Source organism: Serratia sp. OLAL2 (assembly GCF_002752475.1).
Taxonomy (GTDB): Bacteria; Pseudomonadota; Gammaproteobacteria; order Enterobacterales; family Enterobacteriaceae; genus Serratia; species Serratia bockelmannii.
Window position 1 is genome coordinate 258,688 of record NZ_MSTL01000018.1, and the last position, 20,653, is coordinate 279,340.

Consider the following 20,653-nt stretch of genomic DNA (forward strand, 5'->3'; position numbering starts at 1 on the left):
ATGCGATGGAGCGGAACGAATACGACGTTAATTTACGCTACGGTGTCGATAGCCGGATGTCGCTGGCAGGGAAGGTTGCGGTAATCACCGGCGGTTTGGGCGGCATCGCGATGGCAGCCAATCGCCTGCTGTTGGAAAAGGGCGCGCGCCTGGTGTTGATGTATCCGGCCTTTGAACAAGACAAGGCCGCGGCAGCGCTGCGAGAGTTGGGCGATGAACAGGTGTTCTGTCAGGTGTGCGACGTGACCGAACCCGACTCGGTGGCTGCCGCCTTCAACGCGGCTGAGCGGCGCTTTGGCCGGCTCGATATCCTGGTCAACTGCGCCGGCTACGTTAATTTGCAGCCGGCGACAGAAGTCACGCTCGAGGAGTGGCAGCGCCATCTGGCGGTCAATCTCACCGGGCCTTTCCTATGCTCACAAGAACTGGCGCGCCGCGCGATAACCGCCGGTCACGGCGGGAAAATCATCAACATCGCGTCGCAGGCGGCTTCCATCGCCATTGACGATCACTGTGCTTACACCTCCGCCAAGGCGGGGCTGCTAGGCATGACCAAGGTGATGGCCAAAGAGTGGGCGCCGCACGGCATCACCGTCAATACGTTATCGCCCACCGTGGTGCTGACGCCTATGGGAGAGAAAGCCTGGCGAGGCGAAAAGGGCGAGGCGATGAAAAAGCTGATCCCACTGGGGCGTTTTGCTTATACCGATGAAATCGCGGCGGCGATCCTGTTTTTTGCCAGCAACGGCAGCGACATGATTACCGGCGCGGACCTGATGATCGACGGCGGTTTTACCATTTGGTAAGCGGCAACCGCAGCGATCGCCAACACCAGACGATGTTCAACACAACGATAAGAGAACACCATCATGAGAAAAATAGCCACTTACCTCACCCTGCTCACCGGTTTTGCCTTCACCTCTGCCATGGCGGCGGAAAAGGGCACGATCGCCATCCTCGTCAACTCATTGGACAACCCTTATTACTCCGCGGAAGCCAAGGGGGCCGAAGCCAAAGCCAAGTCTCTCGGCTATCAGACGCTGGTGCTGTCGCACGGCGAAGACGTTAAGCGCCAGGGAGAGCTCATCAGCCTGGTTATCGGCCGTAAGGTTCAGGGCATCATTTTGGATAACGCCGATTCCCAGGCCAGCGTCGCCGCCGTACAGCAGGCGAAAAACGCCGGCATTCCAGTGGTGCTGATCAACCGCGAGATCCCGGTCGATGGCGTGGCGTTGGCGCAGATCACCCATAACAACTTCCAGGCCGGCTCGGACGTCGCCAACCAGTTTGTGGAAAAAATGGGGGAAACCGGCAAATACGCCGAGCTGACCTGCAACCTGGCGGACAATAACTGCGTTACGCGTTCGCAGTCGTTCCACAACGTGATCGACCAATATCCTGAGATGGTCAGCGTGGCGCGTCAGGATGCCAAGGGTAATCTGCTGGAGGGGAAACGCATCATGGACAGCATTTTGCAGGCGCATCCGGACATCAAAGGTGTGATCTGCGGCAACGGACCGGTGGCGCTGGGCGCAGTGGCGGCGCTGAAAGCCGCTGGCCGGCAGGATGTCACCGTGGTGGGCATCGACGGCAGCAACGATGAACGTGACGCCATTCTCAACGGCAACCTCTACGCCAGCGTGATGTTGCAGGCGCAGGCTATCGCTGCGCAGGGCGTTGAAATCCTCGACGGCTATTTCCAATCCGGCAGCTATACCGGCAAGGAACGCGTGATGTTCCGCGGCATCCTGATCGGCAAAGACAATGCGCAACGGGTCAGTGACTTCAACTTCAAACCGTAACCCGCGCTGAGCGGCGTCTTTCACCACCCCGTCCTGGCGGCGGGGTGCGATCGGAGGTGTTGTTATGTCGATGCGCATTGCGTTGACCCTCATCGTCGTCCTGGCGTTGAGCGGTTGCCGTATCGTCTCGGAGAAAAAGCTGGCGGAGCTTCGCTCCCCGGTGAATCCACATGTGGCGCAGGCAGCGGAGATTTACCGCAGCAAAATCGCCCCGCAAGTGGTCAAAACGGCGCAGCCGCTGGGCGAGCTGATCGCCCGGATCGCCCAGGCCAAGGATTTTGACAGCGCTTGCGGCCTGCTGGGGTACCGTGCTCAACCGGAGTTTCCTTGTTACTTCAACGTTAAGGTCAGCGGTGAAGTTGCGGCGGTCAACACCCGCTCGCGCAGCGGAAAATTAACGCTCGCACTGACCGATGCGCCGCTCAGCAGCGTGGAGGTGCAGATCGGGCCGGTCTACCGCGGTACGGCGTTACGCGACAGCTATCGCGGCCTGAGCTACAGCGATTTCAATGACCAAGCGCTGTTCGGCGATTTTGCCAGGGCGATTAACCAGGCTTCGATCGACGAACTGGCCGGATCCCAGCCCAAGGTGGGTGACCACATTACCGTGTATGGCGTATTCAGCAGCTGGCAGGCACCTGCCGAGCCGCTGTTGATCACGCCGGTGCGCATTCAACCTTAAGGGGGCGTGATGAGCGATCCGATCATTATTCAAACGCGCAACGTTTCGCGTCTCTATCCGGGCGTCACCGCGTTGGATAGCGTGTGTTATCAAGTGTTTCGCAACCAGGTCAACGTGCTGATCGGCGAGAATGGCGCCGGCAAGTCGACCATGATGAAGCTGCTGGCGGGGGTGGAAACCCCGTCCTCCGGCACTATCGAGCTGGAGGGGAAAGCGGTGACGTTAACCTCCACGCAGCAGGCGGAGCGGCTCGGGATCAGCATTATTTTTCAGGAGCTGAACCTGTTCCCCAACATGTCGGTCATGGACAACATTTTTATGGCCAACGAGTTCTTCCAGCGCGGCCGTATCAATGTGGACTACCAGTATCAGCTGGCCAAATCCTTGCTGCAGCGGCTGGAGTTGGATATCGATCCGCATACGCCGTTGGGCAGCCTCGGTATCGGTCATCAGCAGCTGGTTGAAATTGCCCGTGCCCTGGCGAAGGACACCCGGGTGCTGATCATGGATGAGCCGACGTCGGCGCTGAGTCAGGCCGAAGTGCGCACGCTGTTTCGGGTGATCGCCGATCTGAAAAAACGCGGCGTCACCATCATCTACATTTCTCACCGACTGGAAGAGCTGATGGAGATTGGCGATCGCATCACGGTGTTTCGCGACGGGCGTTTTGTTGCCGCCGAACCGGTCAGTAACGTCAGCATTCCGTGGATCATCGAAAAGATGGTGGGGGAAAAGAGCAAGCACTTTGATTATTGCGCGGCAGAACAAGGGGATGAAGTGTTGAAGGTCGAACAGCTGACGCTGCCGCGTGAAAACGGCGGCTATTGCCTTAACGACGTCAGTTTTTCACTGCGCAAAGGGGAAGTGATCGGCATTTATGGCCTGCTGGGGGCCGGCCGTACCGAACTGTTCAAAGTGCTCAACGGCGTGATGCGCCAGACGGCAGGTCGCATTTTGCTCAACGGCAAAAGCGTGGAGCGGCTGGGATTCCGTCAACGCATGGCGTTGGGCATGGCGCTGGTGCCGGAAGACAGGCAGGCGGAGGGGTTGGTGCAGATGATGTCGATCAAGGCCAACATGACCCTGGCCAGCCTGGGACGTAATGCGCTACGGCCGTTGGCGTCGGCCGGGGAGTGTACGTTGGTCGATGGCATGATCGAAAAACTGGCGATCAAGGTCAGTGACCGGGAGCTGCCAATTACCAGCCTGAGCGGCGGCAATCAGCAGAAAGTGGTGTTGGGCAAGGCGCTGCTGACCGGGCCGCAGGTGGTGTTTCTTGATGAGCCGACGCGCGGAATTGACGTCGGTGCCAAAACGGACGTTTACCACCTGATTGGCGCGATGGCGCGCCAGGGGTTGGCGGTGATGTTCTCTTCATCGGAGCTGGATGAGGTGGTCTCACTGGCCGACCGGGTGATGGTGATGGCGGACGGGCAGCTGACGGCCGATCTGCCGCGTGAACGGGCCGATCGCGAAACGCTGATCCGCGCCTCAACCCCTCATGCATAAGGATAAGGCAATGCAAACCAAGTATCGGTTGTATATGTATTTGCTGCAGGCGCGCACCTTCATCGCCCTGTTGCTGGTGGTGCTGTTCTTCAGCAGCATGGTGCCGAATTTTCTGACCGTCTCTAATCTGCTGATCATGACACAGCACGTGGCGATTACCGGGCTGCTGGCGGTTGGCATGACGCTGGTGATCCTCACCGGTGGCATCGACTTGTCGGTCGGCGCGGTGGCAGGTTTGTGCGGGATGATTGCCGGTGCGCTATTGACCGTCGGTATCCCGCTGTGGGAGGGCAATCGGCTGTTTCTCAACGTTTTTGAAGTGATCGGCGCGGTGGCGCTGTTGGGCGTGTTGTTGGGTTTGATCAACGGCACGCTGATCACGCGGCTCGGCGTTGCGCCATTCATCTGCACCCTGGGGGCGATGTACGTGGCGCGTGGGGCCGCGTTGCTGACGGCGGACGGCAAAACCTATCCCAATCTGGTGGGCATGGAAGCGCTGGGCAACACCGGTTTCGCGGCCCTGGGGTCCGGCACCTTCCTGGGAATTTACAACCCGATTTGGCTGATGTTGGCCATCGTGTTGTTGGGGATCTATCTCACTAAGAAAACGCCGCTGGGCCGTTATATCTATGCCATTGGCGGCAATGAGCCGGCAGCGCGGCTGTCGGGGGTGCCGATCGTCAAAGTGAAAATGTTCGTCTATGCGTTTTCCGGGCTGTGCGCGGCGCTGGTGGGGCTGGTCATCGCTTCTCAATTGCAAACCGCGCACCCGATGACCGGCAATATGTTCGAAATGGACGCCATCGGCGCGACGGTGCTGGGTGGTACGGCGCTCAGCGGTGGCCGCGGCAGGGTATTCGGTTCGATCATCGGCGCCTTTGTGATCGTTTTTCTGGCGGACGGCTTGGTGATGATGGGCGTCAGCGAATTCTGGCAAATGGTGATTAAAGGGCTGGTGATCGTCACCGCCGTGGTGATTGACCAGTTCCAGCAGCGTTTGCAGAGCAAGGTCATTTTGATGCAGCGCCAGGAAAAAAAAGCGGTGCAGCCGCTGGCTGAGGTGAGCCATGGTTAAAGCGGATTGCATTGTCGCGTTGGACGAGGGCACCAGCAACGCCAAGGCCGTGGTGGTGGATGCGCAGGGTACGATCGTCGCCAGGGCCAGCAGGCCACTGACGTTGCAGACGCCGCAGCCCGGTTGGGTGGAGCAACGGGGCGAGACCTTGCTGGCGGCCTCTCTGGCGGTATTGCGGGAGGCTATTGCGTTAGCCGGATCATCCCGCATTGCCGGTATCGCCATCAGCAACCAGCGTGAAACCGCCATCGGCTGGCGGCGTTCCAACGGCCAGCCTATCGGGCCTGCCTTAACTTGGCAATGCGCGCGTTCCGCCGATTTCTGCGAACGGCTGCGGCGCGATCGGCAGGAGGAAGCAGTGCGTCGCGCCACCGGTTTGCCGCTTTCACCCTTGTTCTCGGCGTCGAAAATGCGTTGGTTGCTCGATCACTGCGAAGAGGGACAGCGGTTGGCGGAGAACGGCGAGCTGTGCCTGGGCACCATCGATGCCTGGCTGCTGTGGCAGTTGAGCGGAGGACAGGCATTCGGTTGCGATATCTCCAACGCCGCTCGCACTCAGCTGCTGAACCTTGTTTCCGGCGATTGGGACGAGCAGATGCTGGCGCTGTTCAATATTCCCCGTCAGGCGCTGCCGACGATCCATCCCTCCAGCCATCTGTTCGGTACGACGTTGGGATTGGACGGCATTGCCGACGGCATTCCAATTGCTGCGATGGTAGGGGATTCGCATGCGGCGCTTTATGGCCATGCGCTGGGTCAGGCTGGGCAGGTCAAAGCCACCTATGGCACCGGATCATCGGTGATGGCGCCAATCGCCGACGCGCAATGCGATACGAGCGCTCTGGCAACGACCATCGCTTGGCATGACGGTGGACGCATGCAGTACGCACTGGAGGGCAATATTCCCCACACCGGCGACGCTATCGCCTGGATGCTGGATATCGCCGCCATGCCGTCGGAGGGGAAAGCGCCGTTGAGTGAACTGCCTGTTCGCGTGCCCGACAGCGATGGCGTCTATTTTGTACCTGCGCTGACCGGTGCCGGCGCACCCTGGTGGGATGAGCAGGCGCGCGGCGTGATTTGCGGGCTCAGCCGCGGCACGCGGCGAGAACATTTGGTGCGGGCCGCTTTTGAATCGGTGGCTTATCAAATCGCCGATGTGATCGGCGTACTGCGGCAACAACCGGGTTTTGCGCTGCAGGGGCTGATGGCCGATGGCGGCCCCAGCCGCAATGACTGGCTGATGCAGTTTCAGGCCGATCTGCTGGGTTGCCCGGTGTGGCGCAGCAACACGGCGGAACTGTCGGCCCTGGGGGCGGCGTTGATGGCGATGCGCAGCCTGTGGGGCGCTACCGATCGGCAACTGGCGGCACTGTTGCCTCAACATGATGAGTTTAAACCCGATATGCAGCGCCACCGGCAGCTGCAGGAAAACTACAGCGCGTGGCGGCAGGCGGTACAGCGCACCTTGTGGCGGCCGCAGACGGCCTCATTGATGACAGGAGAACAATCATGAATCGTGACTTCACGGGGAAAACCGTGGTGATTACCGGCGCATGCCGCGGCATTGGCGCCGGTATCGCCGAGCATTTCGCCAGTTTGGGTGCCAATCTGGCGATCGCATCGAATGCGGAGCGCATTCTGACCGCGGCGGAAACGCTGCGCCAGCGTTATCGGGTGGCGGTGCTGCCGGTCATCCTCGACGTTACCGATGAAGCACAGGTAGTTGATTTTTATCGTCAGGTCTGGGAGCGATTTGGCGCGATCGACGTTTCTATTCAGAACGCCGGGGTGATCACTATCGATCGTTTTGACCAGATGCCCAAAAGCGATTTTGAGAAAGTGTTGGCGGTAAATACTACGGCGGTCTGGCTCTGTTGCCGGGAGGCGGCTAAATATATGGTCGGCCAGCGCAAGGGGCGCCTGATCAACACCTCTTCCGGCCAGGGGCGTAACGGGTTTATTTACACACCGCATTACGCCGCCAGCAAAATGGGGGTGATCGGCATTACGCAGAGTTTAGCGCTTGAGCTGGCGCCACATGGCATCACCGTCAATGCATTCTGCCCCGGCATCATTGAAAGCGAGATGTGGGAATATAACGACCGCGTTTGGGGAGAAATTCTCAGCGGCCCGGAAAAAACTTACGGCAAAGGGGAGTTGATGGCCGAGTGGGTGGCGGGTATTCCGCTCAAGCGTGCCGGGCAACCCGAAGATGTGGCGGGTCTCGTGGCCTTCCTTGCCTCAGATGATGCCGATTATATCACCGGCCAAACCATCAATGTGGATGGCGGGTTAATCATGTCTTAACGTGACGATGTCACAAAAAGCGCCGCGGCGTCGGATCGGCGCCGCATCAATCGCTTACATTTTCCCGCCATTGCAATCCACGCGGTTGCCCCCATATCCTTATAAATTCGACGTTTTGAGAAGCTTTCTCATCAATTTGTTCGCTAAAGCCGTTTACTGCCGAATATGCCAGCAGATATGTGGTTTTATCGTGCCGCAGGGTTTCCCTGCCGCAGCGGGAAATGCTAACTTAAGGGTTAGGGACGCCACGTTTTGGCATCGTTCATCCGATTCACTCGGCATCGCGGGAAAGAATGTGAAATATTTGCTGATTTTTTTGTTGGTTCTGGTGATCTTCGTGATTTCCGTCACTTTGGGTGCGCATAACGATCAGGTGGTCAATTTTAACTATCTGGTTGCGCAGGGCGATTATCGCGTATCGACCCTGTTGGCCACGCTGTTTGGCGCCGGCTTCGTTCTCGGCTGGATCATTTGCGGCTTGTTCTACCTGCGCACGCGCATTGCGCTGGGCCGCGCCGAGCGCAAGATCAAAAGGCTGGAGCTGCAGCTTGAGCAGCCCGCTGAACCGGCGGCTCAGGCCGTTGTCAGCAAGGAATAACCCTCTATGTTAGAACTGCTGTTTCTGTTGCTGCCCGTGGCTGCCGCGTACGGTTGGTACATGGGGCGCAGAAGCGCTCAGCAGGATAAACAGCAAGAAGCCAACCGCCTGTCGCGCGAATACGTGGCAGGGGTGAACTTTCTGCTTTCCAACCAGCAGGACAAGGCGGTCGATCTGTTCCTCGATATGTTGAAAGAGGACAGCAACACCGTTGAAGCCCACCTGACGCTGGGTAACCTGTTCCGTTCGCGCGGTGAAGTCGACCGCGCCATCCGCATCCATCAGGCTTTGATGGAAAGCGCTTCCCTGACCTTCGAACAGCGCCTGCTGGCGGTACAGCAGCTGGGCCGCGACTATATGGCGGCCGGGCTGTACGATCGCGCGGAAGACATGTTCAGCCAGTTGACTGACGAAGCGGATTTCCGCGTATCGGCGCTGCAGCAGTTGCTGGTGATCCATCAGGCCACCAGCGATTGGCAGAAAGCCATCGACGTGGCGGAAAAGCTGGTCAAGCTGGGCAAAGAGAAACAGCGCGTCGAGATTGCGCATTTCTACTGTGAGCTGGCATTGCAGGCGATGGGCAGCGACGATCTCGATCGGGCGATGAGCTTACTTAAGCGTGCGGACGCGGCCGATAAACAGTGTGCACGAGTATCCATCATGTTCGGGCGCATCTACATGGCGCAAAACGACTACGCCAAAGCGGCAGAGTCGCTGCAGCGCGTACTGAGCCAGGACAAAGAATTGGTCAGCGAAACGCTGCCGATGCTGCAGGAATGCTACACGCATCTGCCGGAACAACAGCACAACTGGGCTGAATTCCTTAAGCGCTGCGTAGAAGAGAACACCGGCGCTACCGCCGATCTGATGTTGGCCGAGATCATCGAGCAGCACGAAGGGCGCGACGTGGTGCAGGTCTATATCAACCGTCAGCTACAGCGTCATCCTACTATGCGGGTGTTTTATCGGTTGATGGATTATCACCTGGCGGACGCCGAAGACGGCCGTGCGAAAGAGAGTCTGCTGTTGTTGCGCGATATGGTCGGCGAGCAAATTCGCACCAAGCCGCGTTACCGCTGCCACAAGTGCGGATTTACCGCACACTCGCTCTATTGGCATTGTCCGTCGTGCCGCGCCTGGTCATCGGTCAAACCGATCCGCGGTCTGGACGGACAATAACGCGGCGGCGCGACAAAATAAAACGGGGCGATTCATCGCCCCGTTTTTCTACGTTCATCGCTTACTTTTTCTTGCCGCCTTTGGCGCCAGTTTTCAACAGCTGACGCAGTTTCTTCAGCTCTTTCTGGCTCAGCGGCTGTTCAATCTCTTCTTCAGTGCTTTGATTGTCGATCTCGCCGTGGTGCAGCTCATCCGCCTTTTTGGTCGGTTTTTCTGCCTTGGCGGCGGGGGCGCTGAAGCTGCTTTCCAGGCGCTGGCACACTTCCACGCTCAATGAAAACTCGTTTTCAGCGGCGGCGGCGCGGATTTTTTCCTTCAGTGCCAGAGGAATTTTAATGGTAAGTGTCGATATCTCGCTCATTTTGAAAGCCTTTCTGCAGGAAGATGCCTTCAAGCTAAGCCACTGGCGATCGGGTGTCTAGTGTGTAATAAAAATTTAATATTTTTGTAACAGTGTAAGGCGAGCAAGATGCGGTTTTTTCAGGCGGGAAACAGAGGCAGGGCCCGAGCGAGCGGGCCCTGTACCGGAAACATTATTTGTAGATGACCGCGGTGCCGCTCAGCATGTTGTTACCACCGGCGGAGATGATGCGGTAGCTGCTGGCGCCCTGGGCATCCGCTTTAGCGGCCAGTTTTTTCTCCAGGCTGCTGAGGGTGGTCGCATGACCTGCGGAAACGACGCCGGTGGCGGTCAGGCTATCGGCCTGCTGGCTGCTGATCGGCTCAGCGGCGAAAGTGGCGAAAGAGGTCAGTGCGATAGCGGCAGCGGCTGCAAAATATTTGATGGTTTTCATAGGTGACTCCAGTCTGTTTATTTAGGAAGGAAGCCATTCGCTTCCGATGTGGTGAATAATAAAGCATCTTGGCCGATTGAAAATCTGATAATGCTGAGTAATTTATTCAAAATATTTGATTGATAATTTACGCATCTTTACGGCGTTTTACGCTGCGTGGTTTATCGCTGGCGCGCTTTCGTTGACGCGCCATGACAAAGGTGAGAGGTAACATGACAGAGCGCCGGTGCGCGCTGCGGCTGGGATTTCTGGCCCCCGGCATGTAGAATGCGGCGGTCAGTTTCGCGGGTGAGTCCCTGATTATGTCTATTTTACAGAAGGTAGAAGAAATGAAGTCTGAAAATAACGCTAATAACAATGACTTAAAATCATCTCCAATCGTTGTGGCGTTAGATTACGCCGATAAGAATGCCGCGCTGGCGTTCGCCGACCGTATCGATCCGCAAGACTGCCGGCTGAAAGTGGGCAAAGAAATGTTCACGCTGTTCGGGCCGCAGCTGGTGCGCGATCTGCACGGGCGTGGCTTCGACGTATTTCTTGACCTGAAATTCCACGATATTCCCAATACCACCGCGCATGCGGTCGCGGCGGCGGCCGAGCTGGGCGTTTGGATGGTCAACGTCCACGCCAGCGGCGGCGCGCGCATGATGACCGCCGCTAAAGAAGCGCTGACGTCATTCGGGGCGGATGCGCCGCTGCTGATCGCCGTGACGGTGCTCACCAGTATGGAAGCGGAAGACCTGCGCGGCATTGGTATCGAAGCCAGCCCGGCGGAACACGCCGAGCGCCTGGCGCGCCTGACCCGCGACTGCGGGCTGGACGGCGTGGTGTGTTCGGCTCATGAAGCGCAGCGCCTGAAGGCCGCCTGCGGGCAGGCTTTCCAGCTGGTGACGCCGGGGATCCGCCCTGAAGGCAGCGCGGCGGGCGATCAGCGCCGCATTATGACGCCAGTGCAGGCGCAGGCCGCTGGCGTGGACTACATGGTGATTGGGCGTCCGATCACCCAATCTGCGGATCCGGCCGCGACGCTGCGCGCGATCCGCGCCTCTTTGGCCTGAGGAACCGCCGATGAATGACGATAACAGCCGCCTGGTGTATTCCACGGACACCGGCCGCATCAAGCAGGAAGACGTTAAACCGCAACGCGCCAAGGGCGACGGCATCGTGCGCATCCAGCGTCAGACTAGCGGCCGCAAGGGGAAGGGCGTGTGCCTGATTACCGGCGTCGATCTGGATGACGCTGCGCTCGACAAACTGGCGGCCGAACTGAAAAAGAAATGCGGCTGCGGCGGTTCGGTGAAAGACGGGATCATCGAGATCCAGGGCGATAAACGCGATCTGCTCAAACAGCTACTGGAAGCCAAAGGCATGAAGGTCAAACTGGCGGGCGGTTGAGGCGAATCGCCATGCCGCAGTGCAATGCTGCGGCATGGCTTGAGGCTGTTGCTGCCGGGGGTTAGCCCGTTAACGGCGAAAGAACCATAGACTTAAAGTAAAGCAGACCTGAAATCATCGTTATTCTGGTTAATACGTCAAAGCGCCTCGGCGCTTTTGCCCGCCTGTCGGCAGAGGAACATCGGAAAGGTTATTTGCCAACCTGGTGACCGATGATGCCCCCTACCGCAGCCCCACCCAGCGTGCCCAACGCGCTGCCGTCTGTCAGCACTGCGCCGCCGACTGCACCGGCGCCGGCGCCGATAGCGGTGTTGCGATCGCGTTTGGACATGTTGGAACAGGCGCTCAGTGAAAACGCCAGAGTCAGAGCCAGAGCGGCGGTGGCGAAACGTTTATTGATAATCATCATAATGACTTCTCCTTAGCATTGGCTATATGGAAGTGCCCTCTAAGTATAGGCGCTAACCATAAATCAGGCCTGCTGTTGATTCCCGTACAGTATCGATATAAAAAATGGCACTTTTTGTTAACGGCCGAATAATTAGCAGGTTACGGCCCAAAAGTGACCGAAACTGAGTATAGGTTTCTCTGAAAGGATAAACAGGTAAATAGTCTTAAAATCCCGTTGCACAAGGGAAACGGCGCGCGGCGTGGCCCGCGCGACGCGAGAGGTGCGGTGGCGGCCCGCGTTATTCGTTGACCAGCTCCACCTGTACGCCCTGGCGTTTCAGCTGATGCTGATACTCCAGCGCCAGGCGTGAATCGGTGATCACTCGGCTGATTTGCCCCGGCTGCGCCAGCGGGTTGGGTTGGATCTGGCCGAATTTGCTGGAGTCCGTCAGCACGATATTCTCCACGCCCTTGGCCAGCACCGCGCTGACCACGTCGGCGCGCATCATGTCGCGGCCGGTAAAGCCGGTTTCGGCCTGAAAGCCGTCAATGCCGATAAACGCCTTGTTGAAATGCACCTGCTGAATGCACAGCCGTGTGAGCGGGCCGACCACGGTCTCGCTTTTCTTCTGATACATGCCGCCGAGGACAATCACGTCGCAGTCGGTTTCTTTCAGCAGGTTGGCGATATAGTGGCTGACGGTGATCAGCGTAATACGCTTGCGTTCGGCGATGTAGCGCGCCAGCAGGGCGTTGGCGCTGCCGCTCTCGATGAAGATCGTCTCACCGTCGTTGACCTGCGCCGCAGCGTACTGTGCCAATCGTTGTTTGAGGGTGAAATTGGACATCATGCGAGCGTCGACGTCGTCGCTTTCCAACGCCACGGCGGAACCGTGTACGCGCTTCAAATAACTGCGTTTTTCCAGCAGGTTGAGATCCTGCCGGATGGTGACTTCCGATACGCCCGAGGCCCGCGCCAGCTCATTGACGCTGATCCGCCGGCGATCGTTAACCAACTGCAATATGGTCTGTTGTCGTAAATTCATATCGGCCTGATGATGCGGCCGCCAAGGCGCGGCCGCTAAGAGTCAAAGGTTTAAAGAGTATGTTCTGTGCGCGCAATAATATCATCCTGCGCCTCAGGGGATAATGCGGTAAAGAAAGCGGAATAGCCAGCTACGCGAACCACTAAATCACGATATTGGTCAGGGTGTTGCTTCGCCGCCAGCAGCGTTTCGCGCGACACGATGTTGTACTGCACATGCCAACCGCGATAGCTCTCGAAGAAGGTGCGCAACATCAGCATCAGCTTTTCCCGATCGCGCGGGTTGTCCAGCGTCGCCGGATTCAGCTTTTGATTGAGCAGCACGCCGCCAAGGATCGCCTCGGTTGGCAACTTGGCGAGCGAATTGAACACCGCCGTTGGCCCCAGGTGGTCGGTGCCGGACGCCGGGCTGGCGCCTTCCGCCAGAGGCTGGTGCGCCTTGCGCCCATCCGGCGTGGCCAGGGTGGCGGCGCCGAAGGGCACGTTGGCCGAAATCGACGAGGTGCCGGCGTAGTAGCCGCCGCCGATCGGCCCGCGGCCGAAGCGGGTGTTGCGGTACTGTTTCAGTTCTTCGATGTAGGTTTGGTAGGCGCGCACCAGCAGCCGATCGACCTCGTCCACATCGTTGCCGTATTTGGGCGCGGCGTTGAGCAGCCGCTGACGCAGCTGTTCGCCATCCAGTCCGGCGAAGTCTTCGGCCAGCGCGGCCGCCAGCTGCTGCTGGCCGATTGCCCCTTGGTCGAACACCAGTTTGCGCACCGCCGCCAGGCTGTTGCCCAGGTTGGCGATGCCGACCTGCAGGCCGGAAACCCAGTCGTATTTGGCGCCGCCTTGCTTGATGCTTTTGCCGCGTTCAATGCAGTCATCCACCAGCGCGGAGCAGAGGATATCGTGGGCGTTCTCCTCCAGCACGCTGTCCACCACGCACTCGATCTCGATCGACTTGCGCGTGTAGTAGCGAATTTGCCGATCCCAGGCGGTTAAGACCTGTTCGAAATCGGCGAAGTTTCCTTTGGACAGCGCCTGTTCCTGCGGCAGGAAGATCTGCCCGGAGGTGGCGTCGCGGCCTTGTTCCAGCGCCGCCAGCAGCACGCGGGCGAAGTTGATGAAGCTCATGCCGGTGCAGCGATAACCCCATTTGCCGCCGACGGCGGTCTCGATACAGCCGATGGCGGTGTAGTCGTAAGCGTCCTGCGGCTCGACCCCCAGCTTGATGAACTCGGGAATGACGATTTCGTCGTTATTGAATGCCGGCATGCCGAAGCCGCAGCGGATCACCTGTACGCAGGCGTCGAGGAAATCGGCGCTCATCCCGGCGTGGTAACGCACGCTGAGGTTGGGCTGGGTGGAACGCAGGCGGCCGCAGGATTCGAGAATGGCGTAGGACAGCGGATTGACCGCGTCACACGGCCGGCCATCGACCCGTTTTTGCCCGCCGATGGTGACGTTTTGGTACAGCGGGCTGCCGGCGGAGGCCTTGGAGTGCGAGCCGGAGCGGATCTTGTTGATCTCCAGCAGCTTCAGCCAGCAGCTGTGCAGCAGCTCGATGGCGTCTTCCCGCGCCAGGTTTTGCTCCAGCTCCACGTCGCGCCGATACCAGGGATAAAGATATTGGTCGAGGCGACCGAAGGAAACCGAATGGCCGTTGGATTCGATCTGCAACGTCAGCTGGATGAAATAGCACAGTTGCAGCGCCTGCCAGAAGGTTTGCGGCGGGCGATGGGCGATCAGGTCGCAGTTGTCTGCGATAGCCAGCAGCTCGGTGCGACGCCAGTCGCGGGTTTCGCGTTGCGCCATATCGCGCGCCAGGCGTGCGAAGCGTAGGATGTGCTCACTCAGCGCCGTCAGCACGATATCGATAGCGTTGAGAAACTGCGCTTTGTGCAGATCTTCCCACTCGGTCAGGCGCAGGCGGCTGCGGCGCGCGTTCACTTTTTCGCGCAGGCCGTCGAGGCCTTGTTCCAGTAGCAGCGGGAAGTTGACCGCCAGATGGGCGTCGCCAGAGGTCATGTTGCCCTCGGCCTTGATGATGCCGGTGGCCAGCAGCGCCTTTTGTTCGTCGGTGAACATGCCGTAGCAGCGATCCTGCACCGTTTGGCCGCGCCACCATGGGCACAGACGGTGCAAAATCGCCTTATTCTCTTCGCTGACCGAGAAGCCGGCACCCGGCCGGTCTGCCAACTGGTCTATCTCGTTTTCTATCCAGCCGACGGTGTATTCGGGGAAGATCGGCGCGGCGCGCAGCTCGCTGGCCTGGTTGCCGACGATCAGCTCGTCGTTGGCGATCCAGATGCTGCGCTTCGCCAGGTGGTTGGCCAGCGCCAGCGCACGGCGCACCGGCAGCGGCCGATCCTGATGCTGCTGATAGGCCTCGGTATAGTGCTGCGCGCGTTCGGTGCACACCGGCGGTTTGACGATGTGGATCAGCGCGTTCTTATGCGCCTGAATACGGGCGCTGAGGGTGGTCAAATCCAATGTGGTCATGGCGTTATCCTCGCAAAATGGCGGTCAGGCCTTTGGCGCCGGCGTACGTTTCGGCGAAGGCCAGCAGATCGGGCGCGTCCAGCGGTGTGCGGGCGGCGCGGTAGGGTTCGCCGAGCAGGTGATACTTGTTGATGCCCAGCGTGTGGTACGGCAGAAAGTGGATCTCCGATACGCCGATCTCGTCGGCGGCGAAGTCGACAATCGCGCGGACAGAGTGGCGATCGGCATTGAAATCGGGGATCAGCGGTACGCGCACGGTCATTGGCACGCCGTGCGCCGCCAGCCGGCGAAAATTGTTCATCACCCGGCGGGCCGAGCCGCCGGTCCAGGTTTTGAAACGCGCTTCATCGGTGTGTTTGAGATCGGCCAACAGCAGATCCAGCCAGGGCAACGAAGGGGCGATGTAATGCCACGGCACGTGCAGACAGGATTCGACGGCGGTGTGGATGCCGGCTTCGCGACCGCGCCGCAGCAGCTCCGCCGCGACTTCCGGCTGCATAAAGGGTTCGCCGCCGGACAGCGTTAAACCGCCGCCGCTGCGCAGGTAGAAAGGCTTATCCCGCATCACCTCGGCCATGATATCGTCGGGGTTGACCACGCTGCCGCACAGGCTGAGCGCGCCGGTTGGGCAGGCGGCGGCCAGCGCCGCGTAGTCGTCTGCGCTGATGACGTCGCGCCGCAGCGTCAGTGCGCCCTCGTCACGTAGCAGGCCTTGTGGGCAGCGCTCGGTGCACAGCGTACAGCCGCTCAGACACAGGCGCTCGTCAAACAGCAGATCCGCGTGGCGCGAGCGGCTTTCCGGGTTCTGACACCAGCGGCAGCTCAGCGGGCACCCTTTTAAAAAGACCACGCTGCGGATGCCGGGGCCATCATGGGTCGAGTAGCGCTGCAGATTGAAGAACATGAATCACCCGTTTGGCGTTGCTGAATCTTTCGCCATTAAAGATCTTTCGAATGAAAGTTGAATTGATTTTGATCAAAAGTTGACGGGGTTTTTGCCCTATGATGATCAGAGTTTGAATCCGCCCACAGAACATGACACAGGAGTCCGTGATGGAGCTTTATCTCGATACCGCCGATGTGACCGCGGTAAAACGCCTGGCGCGCATTCTGCCGCTGCACGGCGTCACCACCAACCCGAGCATCGTGGCGAAGGAAGGCAAGCCGATCTGGGAAGTGCTGCCTGCGCTGCGCGACGCCCTTGGCGGCACCGGCAAGCTATTCGCGCAGGTGATGGCGGCCGATGCGGAGCGCATGGTGGCGGAGGCGTCGCTGCTCAGCCAGCGGGTACCGGGGCTGGTGGTGAAGATCCCGGCAACCGCGGAGGGATTGGCGGCGATCAAGAAGCTTAAAACGATGTCCATCCCGACGCTGGGCACCGCGGTGTACGGTGCCGGGCAGGGGCTGTTGGCCGCCTTGGCCGGGGCGGAATATGTGGCGCCTTACGTCAATCGGGTTGACGCGCAGGGCGGCGACGGTATTGAAATGGTGCACGAGCTGCAGCAGCTGCTGAGCCTGCACGCGCCGTCGGCGCAGGTGCTGGCCGCCAGCTTCAAAACACCGCGCCAGGCGCTGGAATGCCTGCTGGCGGGCTGCCAGGCCATCACGCTGCCGGTGGATGTGGCGGAGCAGTTCCTCAGTGCGCCGGCGGTGCAGGCCGCGGTCGAGAAGTTCGAGCAGGATTGGCAGGGGGCGTTCGGCTCCACGCTGTTAGGCTAAAGCCAGTAAAAAGGGCGCCGCGGCGCCCTTGCTTGATGCTCGGTTCGTTTAGCCGCGGCCGGTCTCCTCTCGCAGCGCGGCGCCGACCTCGTGCGTCGTCGGCTGTTCGGAACGCAGCGCCCGGCGGATCGCGAAGAAGGCGGCAATCAGCATGGTTACCGCCACCAGCATAAAGAACCCGCACAGCGCGGCGTTGATCTGGTTGCTGAACACGATGGTTTCCATGTCTTTCAAAGACTTGGCCGGCGCAATGATCGTGCCTTGCTCGATGCCGGTGGAGAACTTCTTCGCCTGCGCCAGGAAGCCGATGCTTGGTTTTTCGTGGAAGATCTTCTGCCAGCCGGCGGTCATGGAGGTCACGAACAGCCAGGCGGTCGGTAAAATGGTGACCCAAGCGTAGCGCTGTTTTTTCATCTTGAACAGCACCACGGTGCCGAGGATTAGCGCCATCGACGCCAGCATCTGGTTGCCGATACCGAACAGCGGCCACAGGGTATTGATGCCGCCGAGCGGATCGACCACGCCCTGATACACGAAGAAGCCCCAACCGGCCACCGCCACCGTGGTGCCCGCCAGGTTGCCGAACCAGGAGCGGTTGTTGGCCAACTGCGGTACCGCCACGCCCACCAAATCCTGCACCATAAAGCGACAGGCGCGGGTACCGGCGTCGACGGCGGTCAGGATGAACAGCGCTTCGAACAGAATGGCGAAGTGGTACCAGAAGGCCATCATCGCCCGGCTGTTGAATACCTCGCTGATGATGTGCGCCATGCCCACGGCGAAGGTCGGGGCGCCGCCGGCGCGCGACAGGATGGAGTTCTCGCCCACCTCTTTGGCGATCAGCGCCAGCGTTTCCGGCGTGACGATAAAGCCCCAGCTGTTGATCACCTGCGAAGCATTTTCCACCGTGGTGCCGATCAGTGCCGCCGGCGAGTTCATGGCGAAGTAAACGCCCGGATCCAGCACCGAGGCGCAGATCAGCGCCATGATGGCGACGAAAGACTCCATCAGCATGGCACCGTAGCCAATAAAGCGAATGTGGCTTTCGCGTTCCACCAGCTTGGGCGTGGTGCCGCTGGAGACCAGCGCGTGGAAGCCGGAAATGGCGCCGCAGGCGATGGTGATGAACAGGAACGGGAACAGGGCGCCGGCGAACACCGGGCCGCTGCCGTCGATGAAGCGCGAGACCGCCGGCATTTTCATCTCCGGCATGGCGAAGACGATGCCGATAGCCAGGCCGATGATGACGCCGATTTTCATAAAGGTGGAAAGGTAATCGCGCGGCGCCAGCAGCAGCCACACCGGCAGCACCGAGGCGACGAAGCCGTAGATCACCAGCACCCAGGTCAGGGTGGTACCGTGCAGCGTGAAGAACGGCCCCCAATAGGGATCTTGCGCCACGTTGCCGCCGTAAACGATCGCCAGCAGCATCAGCACGAAGCCAATCACCGAAATTTCAGCGATTTTGCCCGGCCGGATAAAGCGCATGTAGATGCCCATGAACAGGGCGATCGGGATGGTGGCGGCGATGGTGAACAGCCCCCACGGGCTGTCGGCCAACGCTTTTACCACCACCAGCGCCAGCGCCGACAGGATGATGATCATCACCCCCAGTGCGCCGAGCATGGTGATCACCCCGGCGAATGCGCCCAGCTCTTGCTTGGCCATTTCCCCCAGCGAACGGCCGTCGCGGCGTGTGGAGATGAACAGCACCAGGAAATCCTGCACCGCGCCGGCCAGCATGACGCCGACCAGGATCCAGATGGTTCCCGGCAGGAAGCCCATCTGCGCGGCCAGGATCGGCCCCACCAGCGGCCCGGCACCGGCGATGGCGGCGAAGTGGTGGCCGAACAGCACCCATTTGTTGGTGGGCACGTAGTCCAGGCCGTCGTTGTGACGTTCTGCCGGGGTCAGACGACGGTCATCCAGTTCAAAGACCTTGTCGGCAATGAACCGGCTGTAGAAGCGGTAGGCGATGCTGTAGCAGGCGACGGCGGCGACCACCAGCCAGACGGCGTTGACGTGCTCGCCACGGCTGAGCGCCAGCATGGCGAAAGCGAAGGCGCCGACCAACGCCACCAGCAGCCAGATAAATCCGGACCTGATGTTTTTCATGAAACAACTCCTTGGCGTGCAGAGGTAAAAATCAACGTTGTTATTAGGAATGACGTTTTAACAGTAGAAGTTTTGCCGCCGAACCGCGGCAGGTCGGATGAGAAATGTGAAGCAGGTGGGGTTTTAGTGTAAAAACAACGTGATGAAACCGCGTTGGCGCAGGCTGTCGCCCACACCATCCTGAGCAGTTATTCATTCTGCATTTTCACGGCGCGCACAGCGAATTATCGTCGTTTTTTATCTGGGCACAGTGTCTGGCGGATTATTATTTTATCTGTCGAGGCGTGCCGAAATAAAATTATTCATGCCGTGTTATACCTTTATTTTCACCCGCAGGCTTAATCATTCATCAAATAAATAATAAAGCTACGAAAGGAATTTAATTATGATAAATAAAATCATCGAAGGGTATTTACCGCAGCTCACGGCCATTCGGCACGATATTCATCAGCACCCTGAATTGGGTTTCGAAGAGTTTCGCACCAGCGATCTGGTGGCGGATTATCTGAGTTCGTGGGGCTATGAGGTGCACCGCGGATTGGCGGGCACCGGCGTGGTGGGTACGTTGCGGGTGGGCGACGGCGTTAAACGCCTCGGATTGCGTGCCGATATGGACGCTCTGCCGATCGAAGAGAACAACGGCAAGCCCTGGAGCAGCAGCGTGGCCAACCGCATGCACGCCTGCGGCCATGATGGTCACACCACTATGTTGCTCGGTGCCGCCCGCTATCTGGCGCAAACGCGCAACTTCAACGGCACGCTGCACCTGATTTTCCAACCGGCGGAAGAGATGCTGAACGGCGGCGCGCGCATGGTGGAACAGGGGCTGTTCGAGCGCTTCCCCTGCGACGCCATCTTCGCCATGCACAACATGCCGGGGATGCCGCTCGGCGAGTTCTTCTTCCAACACGGTCCGTTTATGGCCTCGATGGATCAGTTCAACGTGCGGGTGCAGGGGCGTGGCGGCCACGGCGCCATCCCGCAGCTGGCGGTCGATCCCGTGCTGGTGGCCTCGCATATCACGGTCGCCCTACAGAGCATCGTTTCGCGTAATATCGATCCGCTGGAGGCGGCCGTGATCACCGTCGGCAGCATCAAGGCCGGTGAGGCGGCCAACGTGATCCCGGACAGCGCGGAAATGAAGCTCAGCGTACGCTCTCTGGATCGTCAGGCGCGCGCAACCCTGCTGGCGCGCATTCCGGCGCTGATCGAGGCGCAGGCGGCAAGCTTCGGTGCCCACGCGGTGGTGGAGCACGTTAACGGTACGCCGGTGTTGGTCAACGAAGAAGCGATGACCCGCTTTGCCCACCGTGTGGCGGAGCAGCAGTTCGGCGCCGCCCGCGCGCACTACGGTGCCCGGCCGCTGATGGGCAGCGAAGATTTCGCCTTCATGCTCGATGCACATCCGCAGGGCTGCTACCTGATCGTTGGCAACGGCGATGGCGAAGGCAGCTGCATGGTGCATAACCCGGGATATGACTTCAATGACGGCTGTCTGGCGGCCGGCAGCCAGTATTGGGGAGCGTTGGCGGAAGCGTATTTAAAATAAACGCGAA

General features: G+C 59.6%; 20 protein-coding genes. 13 read left to right on the forward strand and 7 right to left on the reverse strand.

Going from position 1 to position 20,653, the window contains the following annotated elements; all coding sequences use genetic code 11:
* Positions 1-5 precede the first annotated feature (5 nt).
* The 9 genes from BVU99_RS14740 to lapB all read left to right on the forward strand — a co-directional run bounded on the left by BVU99_RS14740 (position 6) and on the right by lapB (position 9,155).
* Positions 6-806 carry a GolD/DthD family dehydrogenase gene (locus BVU99_RS14740; RefSeq protein ID WP_025303031.1) on the forward strand — a complete coding sequence of 267 codons (801 nt, stop codon included), beginning with the start codon at positions 6-8 and terminating at the stop codon, positions 804-806.
* 63 nt (positions 807-869) lie between these two features.
* A complete protein-coding gene (locus BVU99_RS14745) occupies positions 870-1,802 on the forward strand; it encodes a D-ribose ABC transporter substrate-binding protein (RefSeq protein ID WP_025303030.1) in 933 nt (310 codons plus the stop codon).
* A 64-nt stretch (positions 1,803-1,866) separates the two neighbouring features.
* Positions 1,867-2,484, forward strand: coding sequence for a DUF2291 domain-containing protein (locus tag BVU99_RS14750; RefSeq protein ID WP_060447745.1), 618 nt, complete (start codon positions 1,867-1,869; stop codon positions 2,482-2,484).
* Between the two features lie 9 nt (positions 2,485-2,493).
* Positions 2,494-3,993 carry a sugar ABC transporter ATP-binding protein gene (locus tag BVU99_RS14755; RefSeq protein ID WP_099817196.1) on the forward strand — a complete coding sequence of 500 codons (1,500 nt, stop codon included), beginning with the start codon at positions 2,494-2,496 and terminating at the stop codon, positions 3,991-3,993.
* A gap of 10 nt (positions 3,994-4,003) precedes the next feature.
* Positions 4,004-5,068, forward strand: a complete 1,065-nt coding sequence (locus BVU99_RS14760) for an ABC transporter permease (RefSeq protein ID WP_060447744.1) — start codon at positions 4,004-4,006, stop codon at positions 5,066-5,068.
* A complete protein-coding gene (locus BVU99_RS14765) occupies positions 5,061-6,584 on the forward strand; it encodes an FGGY-family carbohydrate kinase (protein WP_099817197.1) in 1,524 nt (507 codons plus the stop codon). Before BVU99_RS14760 ends, BVU99_RS14765 begins: the two co-directional genes overlap by 8 nt.
* Positions 6,581-7,378 carry an SDR family oxidoreductase gene (locus BVU99_RS14770; protein WP_060433167.1) on the forward strand — a complete coding sequence of 266 codons (798 nt, stop codon included), beginning with the start codon at positions 6,581-6,583 and terminating at the stop codon, positions 7,376-7,378. The genes BVU99_RS14765 and BVU99_RS14770 overlap by 4 nt, the downstream gene beginning before the upstream one ends.
* Positions 7,379-7,673: 295 nt before the next feature.
* A complete protein-coding gene (locus BVU99_RS14775; RefSeq protein ID WP_025303024.1) occupies positions 7,674-7,976 on the forward strand; it encodes a LapA family protein in 303 nt (100 codons plus the stop codon).
* A gap of 6 nt (positions 7,977-7,982) precedes the next feature.
* The gene (lapB, locus tag BVU99_RS14780) at positions 7,983-9,155 is read left to right on the forward strand and encodes a lipopolysaccharide assembly protein LapB (RefSeq protein WP_025303023.1); all 1,173 of its coding nucleotides are present in this window, start codon (positions 7,983-7,985) and stop codon (positions 9,153-9,155) included.
* A 61-nt stretch (positions 9,156-9,216) separates the two neighbouring features.
* Here lapB and BVU99_RS14785 read toward each other — a convergent pair whose 3' ends face one another.
* Together BVU99_RS14785 and BVU99_RS14790 are read right to left on the reverse strand one after the other, a co-directional pair.
* The gene (locus BVU99_RS14785; RefSeq protein ID WP_025303022.1) at positions 9,217-9,516 is read right to left on the reverse strand and encodes an Arc family DNA-binding protein; all 300 of its coding nucleotides are present in this window, start codon (positions 9,514-9,516) and stop codon (positions 9,217-9,219) included.
* A gap of 172 nt (positions 9,517-9,688) precedes the next feature.
* A complete protein-coding gene (locus tag BVU99_RS14790; protein ID WP_025303021.1) occupies positions 9,689-9,949 on the reverse strand; it encodes a YdgH/BhsA/McbA-like domain containing protein in 261 nt (86 codons plus the stop codon).
* Positions 9,950-10,278: 329 nt separating this feature from the next.
* Here BVU99_RS14790 and pyrF point away from each other — a divergent pair, with 329 nt between their 5' ends.
* Both pyrF and yciH read left to right on the forward strand, forming a co-directional pair.
* The gene (pyrF, locus tag BVU99_RS14795; protein ID WP_025303020.1) at positions 10,279-11,007 is read left to right on the forward strand and encodes an orotidine-5'-phosphate decarboxylase; all 729 of its coding nucleotides are present in this window, start codon (positions 10,279-10,281) and stop codon (positions 11,005-11,007) included.
* 10 nt (positions 11,008-11,017) lie between these two features.
* Positions 11,018-11,344 (forward strand): stress response translation initiation inhibitor YciH, encoded by a 327-nt coding sequence (yciH, locus tag BVU99_RS14800; protein ID WP_025303019.1) that lies wholly within the window; start codon positions 11,018-11,020, stop codon positions 11,342-11,344.
* A gap of 190 nt (positions 11,345-11,534) precedes the next feature.
* Here yciH and osmB read toward each other — a convergent pair whose 3' ends face one another.
* The 4 genes from osmB to BVU99_RS14820 all read right to left on the reverse strand — a co-directional run bounded on the left by osmB (position 11,535) and on the right by BVU99_RS14820 (position 16,167).
* A complete protein-coding gene (osmB, locus tag BVU99_RS14805) occupies positions 11,535-11,753 on the reverse strand; it encodes an osmotically-inducible lipoprotein OsmB (protein WP_004945176.1) in 219 nt (72 codons plus the stop codon).
* Positions 11,754-12,033: 280 nt separating this feature from the next.
* Complete coding sequence (locus BVU99_RS14810; RefSeq protein ID WP_004930631.1) at positions 12,034-12,780, reverse strand: DNA-binding transcriptional regulator YciT; 747 nt, start codon at positions 12,778-12,780, stop codon at positions 12,034-12,036.
* Positions 12,781-12,830: 50 nt separating this feature from the next.
* Positions 12,831-15,263 carry a formate C-acetyltransferase/glycerol dehydratase family glycyl radical enzyme gene (locus tag BVU99_RS14815; protein WP_043140649.1) on the reverse strand — a complete coding sequence of 811 codons (2,433 nt, stop codon included), beginning with the start codon at positions 15,261-15,263 and terminating at the stop codon, positions 12,831-12,833.
* Positions 15,264-15,267: 4 nt separating this feature from the next.
* On the reverse strand, positions 15,268-16,167 hold the full coding sequence (locus BVU99_RS14820) for a glycyl-radical enzyme activating protein (RefSeq protein WP_049205489.1): 900 nt from the start codon (positions 16,165-16,167) through the stop codon (positions 15,268-15,270).
* A 149-nt stretch (positions 16,168-16,316) separates the two neighbouring features.
* On the opposite strand from BVU99_RS14820, the gene fsa reads away from it, so the two are divergent.
* The gene (gene fsa / locus BVU99_RS14825; RefSeq protein ID WP_049205488.1) at positions 16,317-16,982 is read left to right on the forward strand and encodes a fructose-6-phosphate aldolase; all 666 of its coding nucleotides are present in this window, start codon (positions 16,317-16,319) and stop codon (positions 16,980-16,982) included.
* Between the two features lie 48 nt (positions 16,983-17,030).
* On the opposite strand, the gene BVU99_RS14830 is transcribed toward fsa, so the two are convergent.
* Positions 17,031-19,097, reverse strand: a complete 2,067-nt coding sequence (locus BVU99_RS14830) for a carbon starvation CstA family protein (RefSeq protein WP_025303016.1) — start codon at positions 19,095-19,097, stop codon at positions 17,031-17,033.
* Positions 19,098-19,482: 385 nt separating this feature from the next.
* Here BVU99_RS14830 and BVU99_RS14835 point away from each other — a divergent pair, with 385 nt between their 5' ends.
* Positions 19,483-20,646 (forward strand): M20 aminoacylase family protein, encoded by a 1,164-nt coding sequence (locus BVU99_RS14835; protein WP_049207447.1) that lies wholly within the window; start codon positions 19,483-19,485, stop codon positions 20,644-20,646.
* Positions 20,647-20,653: the final 7 nt, after the last annotated feature.

Excerpts from the sequence above, each read along its gene's own strand:
- BVU99_RS14740 (WP_025303031.1), top strand. The coding sequence starts at position 6 with ATGGAGCGGAACGAATACGACGTTAATTTACGCTACGGTGTCGATAGC.
- BVU99_RS14745 (WP_025303030.1), top strand. The coding sequence starts at position 870 with ATGAGAAAAATAGCCACTTACCTCACCCTGCTCACCGGTTTTGCCTTC.
- BVU99_RS14750 (WP_060447745.1), top strand. The coding sequence starts at position 1,867 with ATGTCGATGCGCATTGCGTTGACCCTCATCGTCGTCCTGGCGTTGAGC.
- BVU99_RS14755 (WP_099817196.1), top strand. The coding sequence starts at position 2,494 with ATGAGCGATCCGATCATTATTCAAACGCGCAACGTTTCGCGTCTCTAT.
- BVU99_RS14760 (WP_060447744.1), top strand. The coding sequence starts at position 4,004 with ATGCAAACCAAGTATCGGTTGTATATGTATTTGCTGCAGGCGCGCACC.
- BVU99_RS14765 (WP_099817197.1), top strand. The coding sequence starts at position 5,061 with ATGGTTAAAGCGGATTGCATTGTCGCGTTGGACGAGGGCACCAGCAAC.
- BVU99_RS14770 (WP_060433167.1), top strand. The coding sequence starts at position 6,581 with ATGAATCGTGACTTCACGGGGAAAACCGTGGTGATTACCGGCGCATGC.
- lapB (WP_025303023.1), top strand. The coding sequence starts at position 7,983 with ATGTTAGAACTGCTGTTTCTGTTGCTGCCCGTGGCTGCCGCGTACGGT.
- BVU99_RS14785 (WP_025303022.1), bottom strand. The coding sequence starts at position 9,516 with ATGAGCGAGATATCGACACTTACCATTAAAATTCCTCTGGCACTGAAG.
- BVU99_RS14790 (WP_025303021.1), bottom strand. The coding sequence starts at position 9,949 with ATGAAAACCATCAAATATTTTGCAGCCGCTGCCGCTATCGCACTGACC.
- pyrF (WP_025303020.1), top strand. The coding sequence starts at position 10,279 with ATGAAGTCTGAAAATAACGCTAATAACAATGACTTAAAATCATCTCCA.
- yciH (WP_025303019.1), top strand. The coding sequence starts at position 11,018 with ATGAATGACGATAACAGCCGCCTGGTGTATTCCACGGACACCGGCCGC.
- osmB (WP_004945176.1), bottom strand. The coding sequence starts at position 11,753 with ATGATGATTATCAATAAACGTTTCGCCACCGCCGCTCTGGCTCTGACT.
- BVU99_RS14810 (WP_004930631.1), bottom strand. The coding sequence starts at position 12,780 with ATGAATTTACGACAACAGACCATATTGCAGTTGGTTAACGATCGCCGG.
- BVU99_RS14815 (WP_043140649.1), bottom strand. The coding sequence starts at position 15,263 with ATGACCACATTGGATTTGACCACCCTCAGCGCCCGTATTCAGGCGCAT.
- BVU99_RS14820 (WP_049205489.1), bottom strand. The coding sequence starts at position 16,167 with ATGTTCTTCAATCTGCAGCGCTACTCGACCCATGATGGCCCCGGCATC.
- fsa (WP_049205488.1), top strand. The coding sequence starts at position 16,317 with ATGGAGCTTTATCTCGATACCGCCGATGTGACCGCGGTAAAACGCCTG.
- BVU99_RS14830 (WP_025303016.1), bottom strand. The coding sequence starts at position 19,097 with ATGAAAAACATCAGGTCCGGATTTATCTGGCTGCTGGTGGCGTTGGTC.
- BVU99_RS14835 (WP_049207447.1), top strand. The coding sequence starts at position 19,483 with ATGATAAATAAAATCATCGAAGGGTATTTACCGCAGCTCACGGCCATT.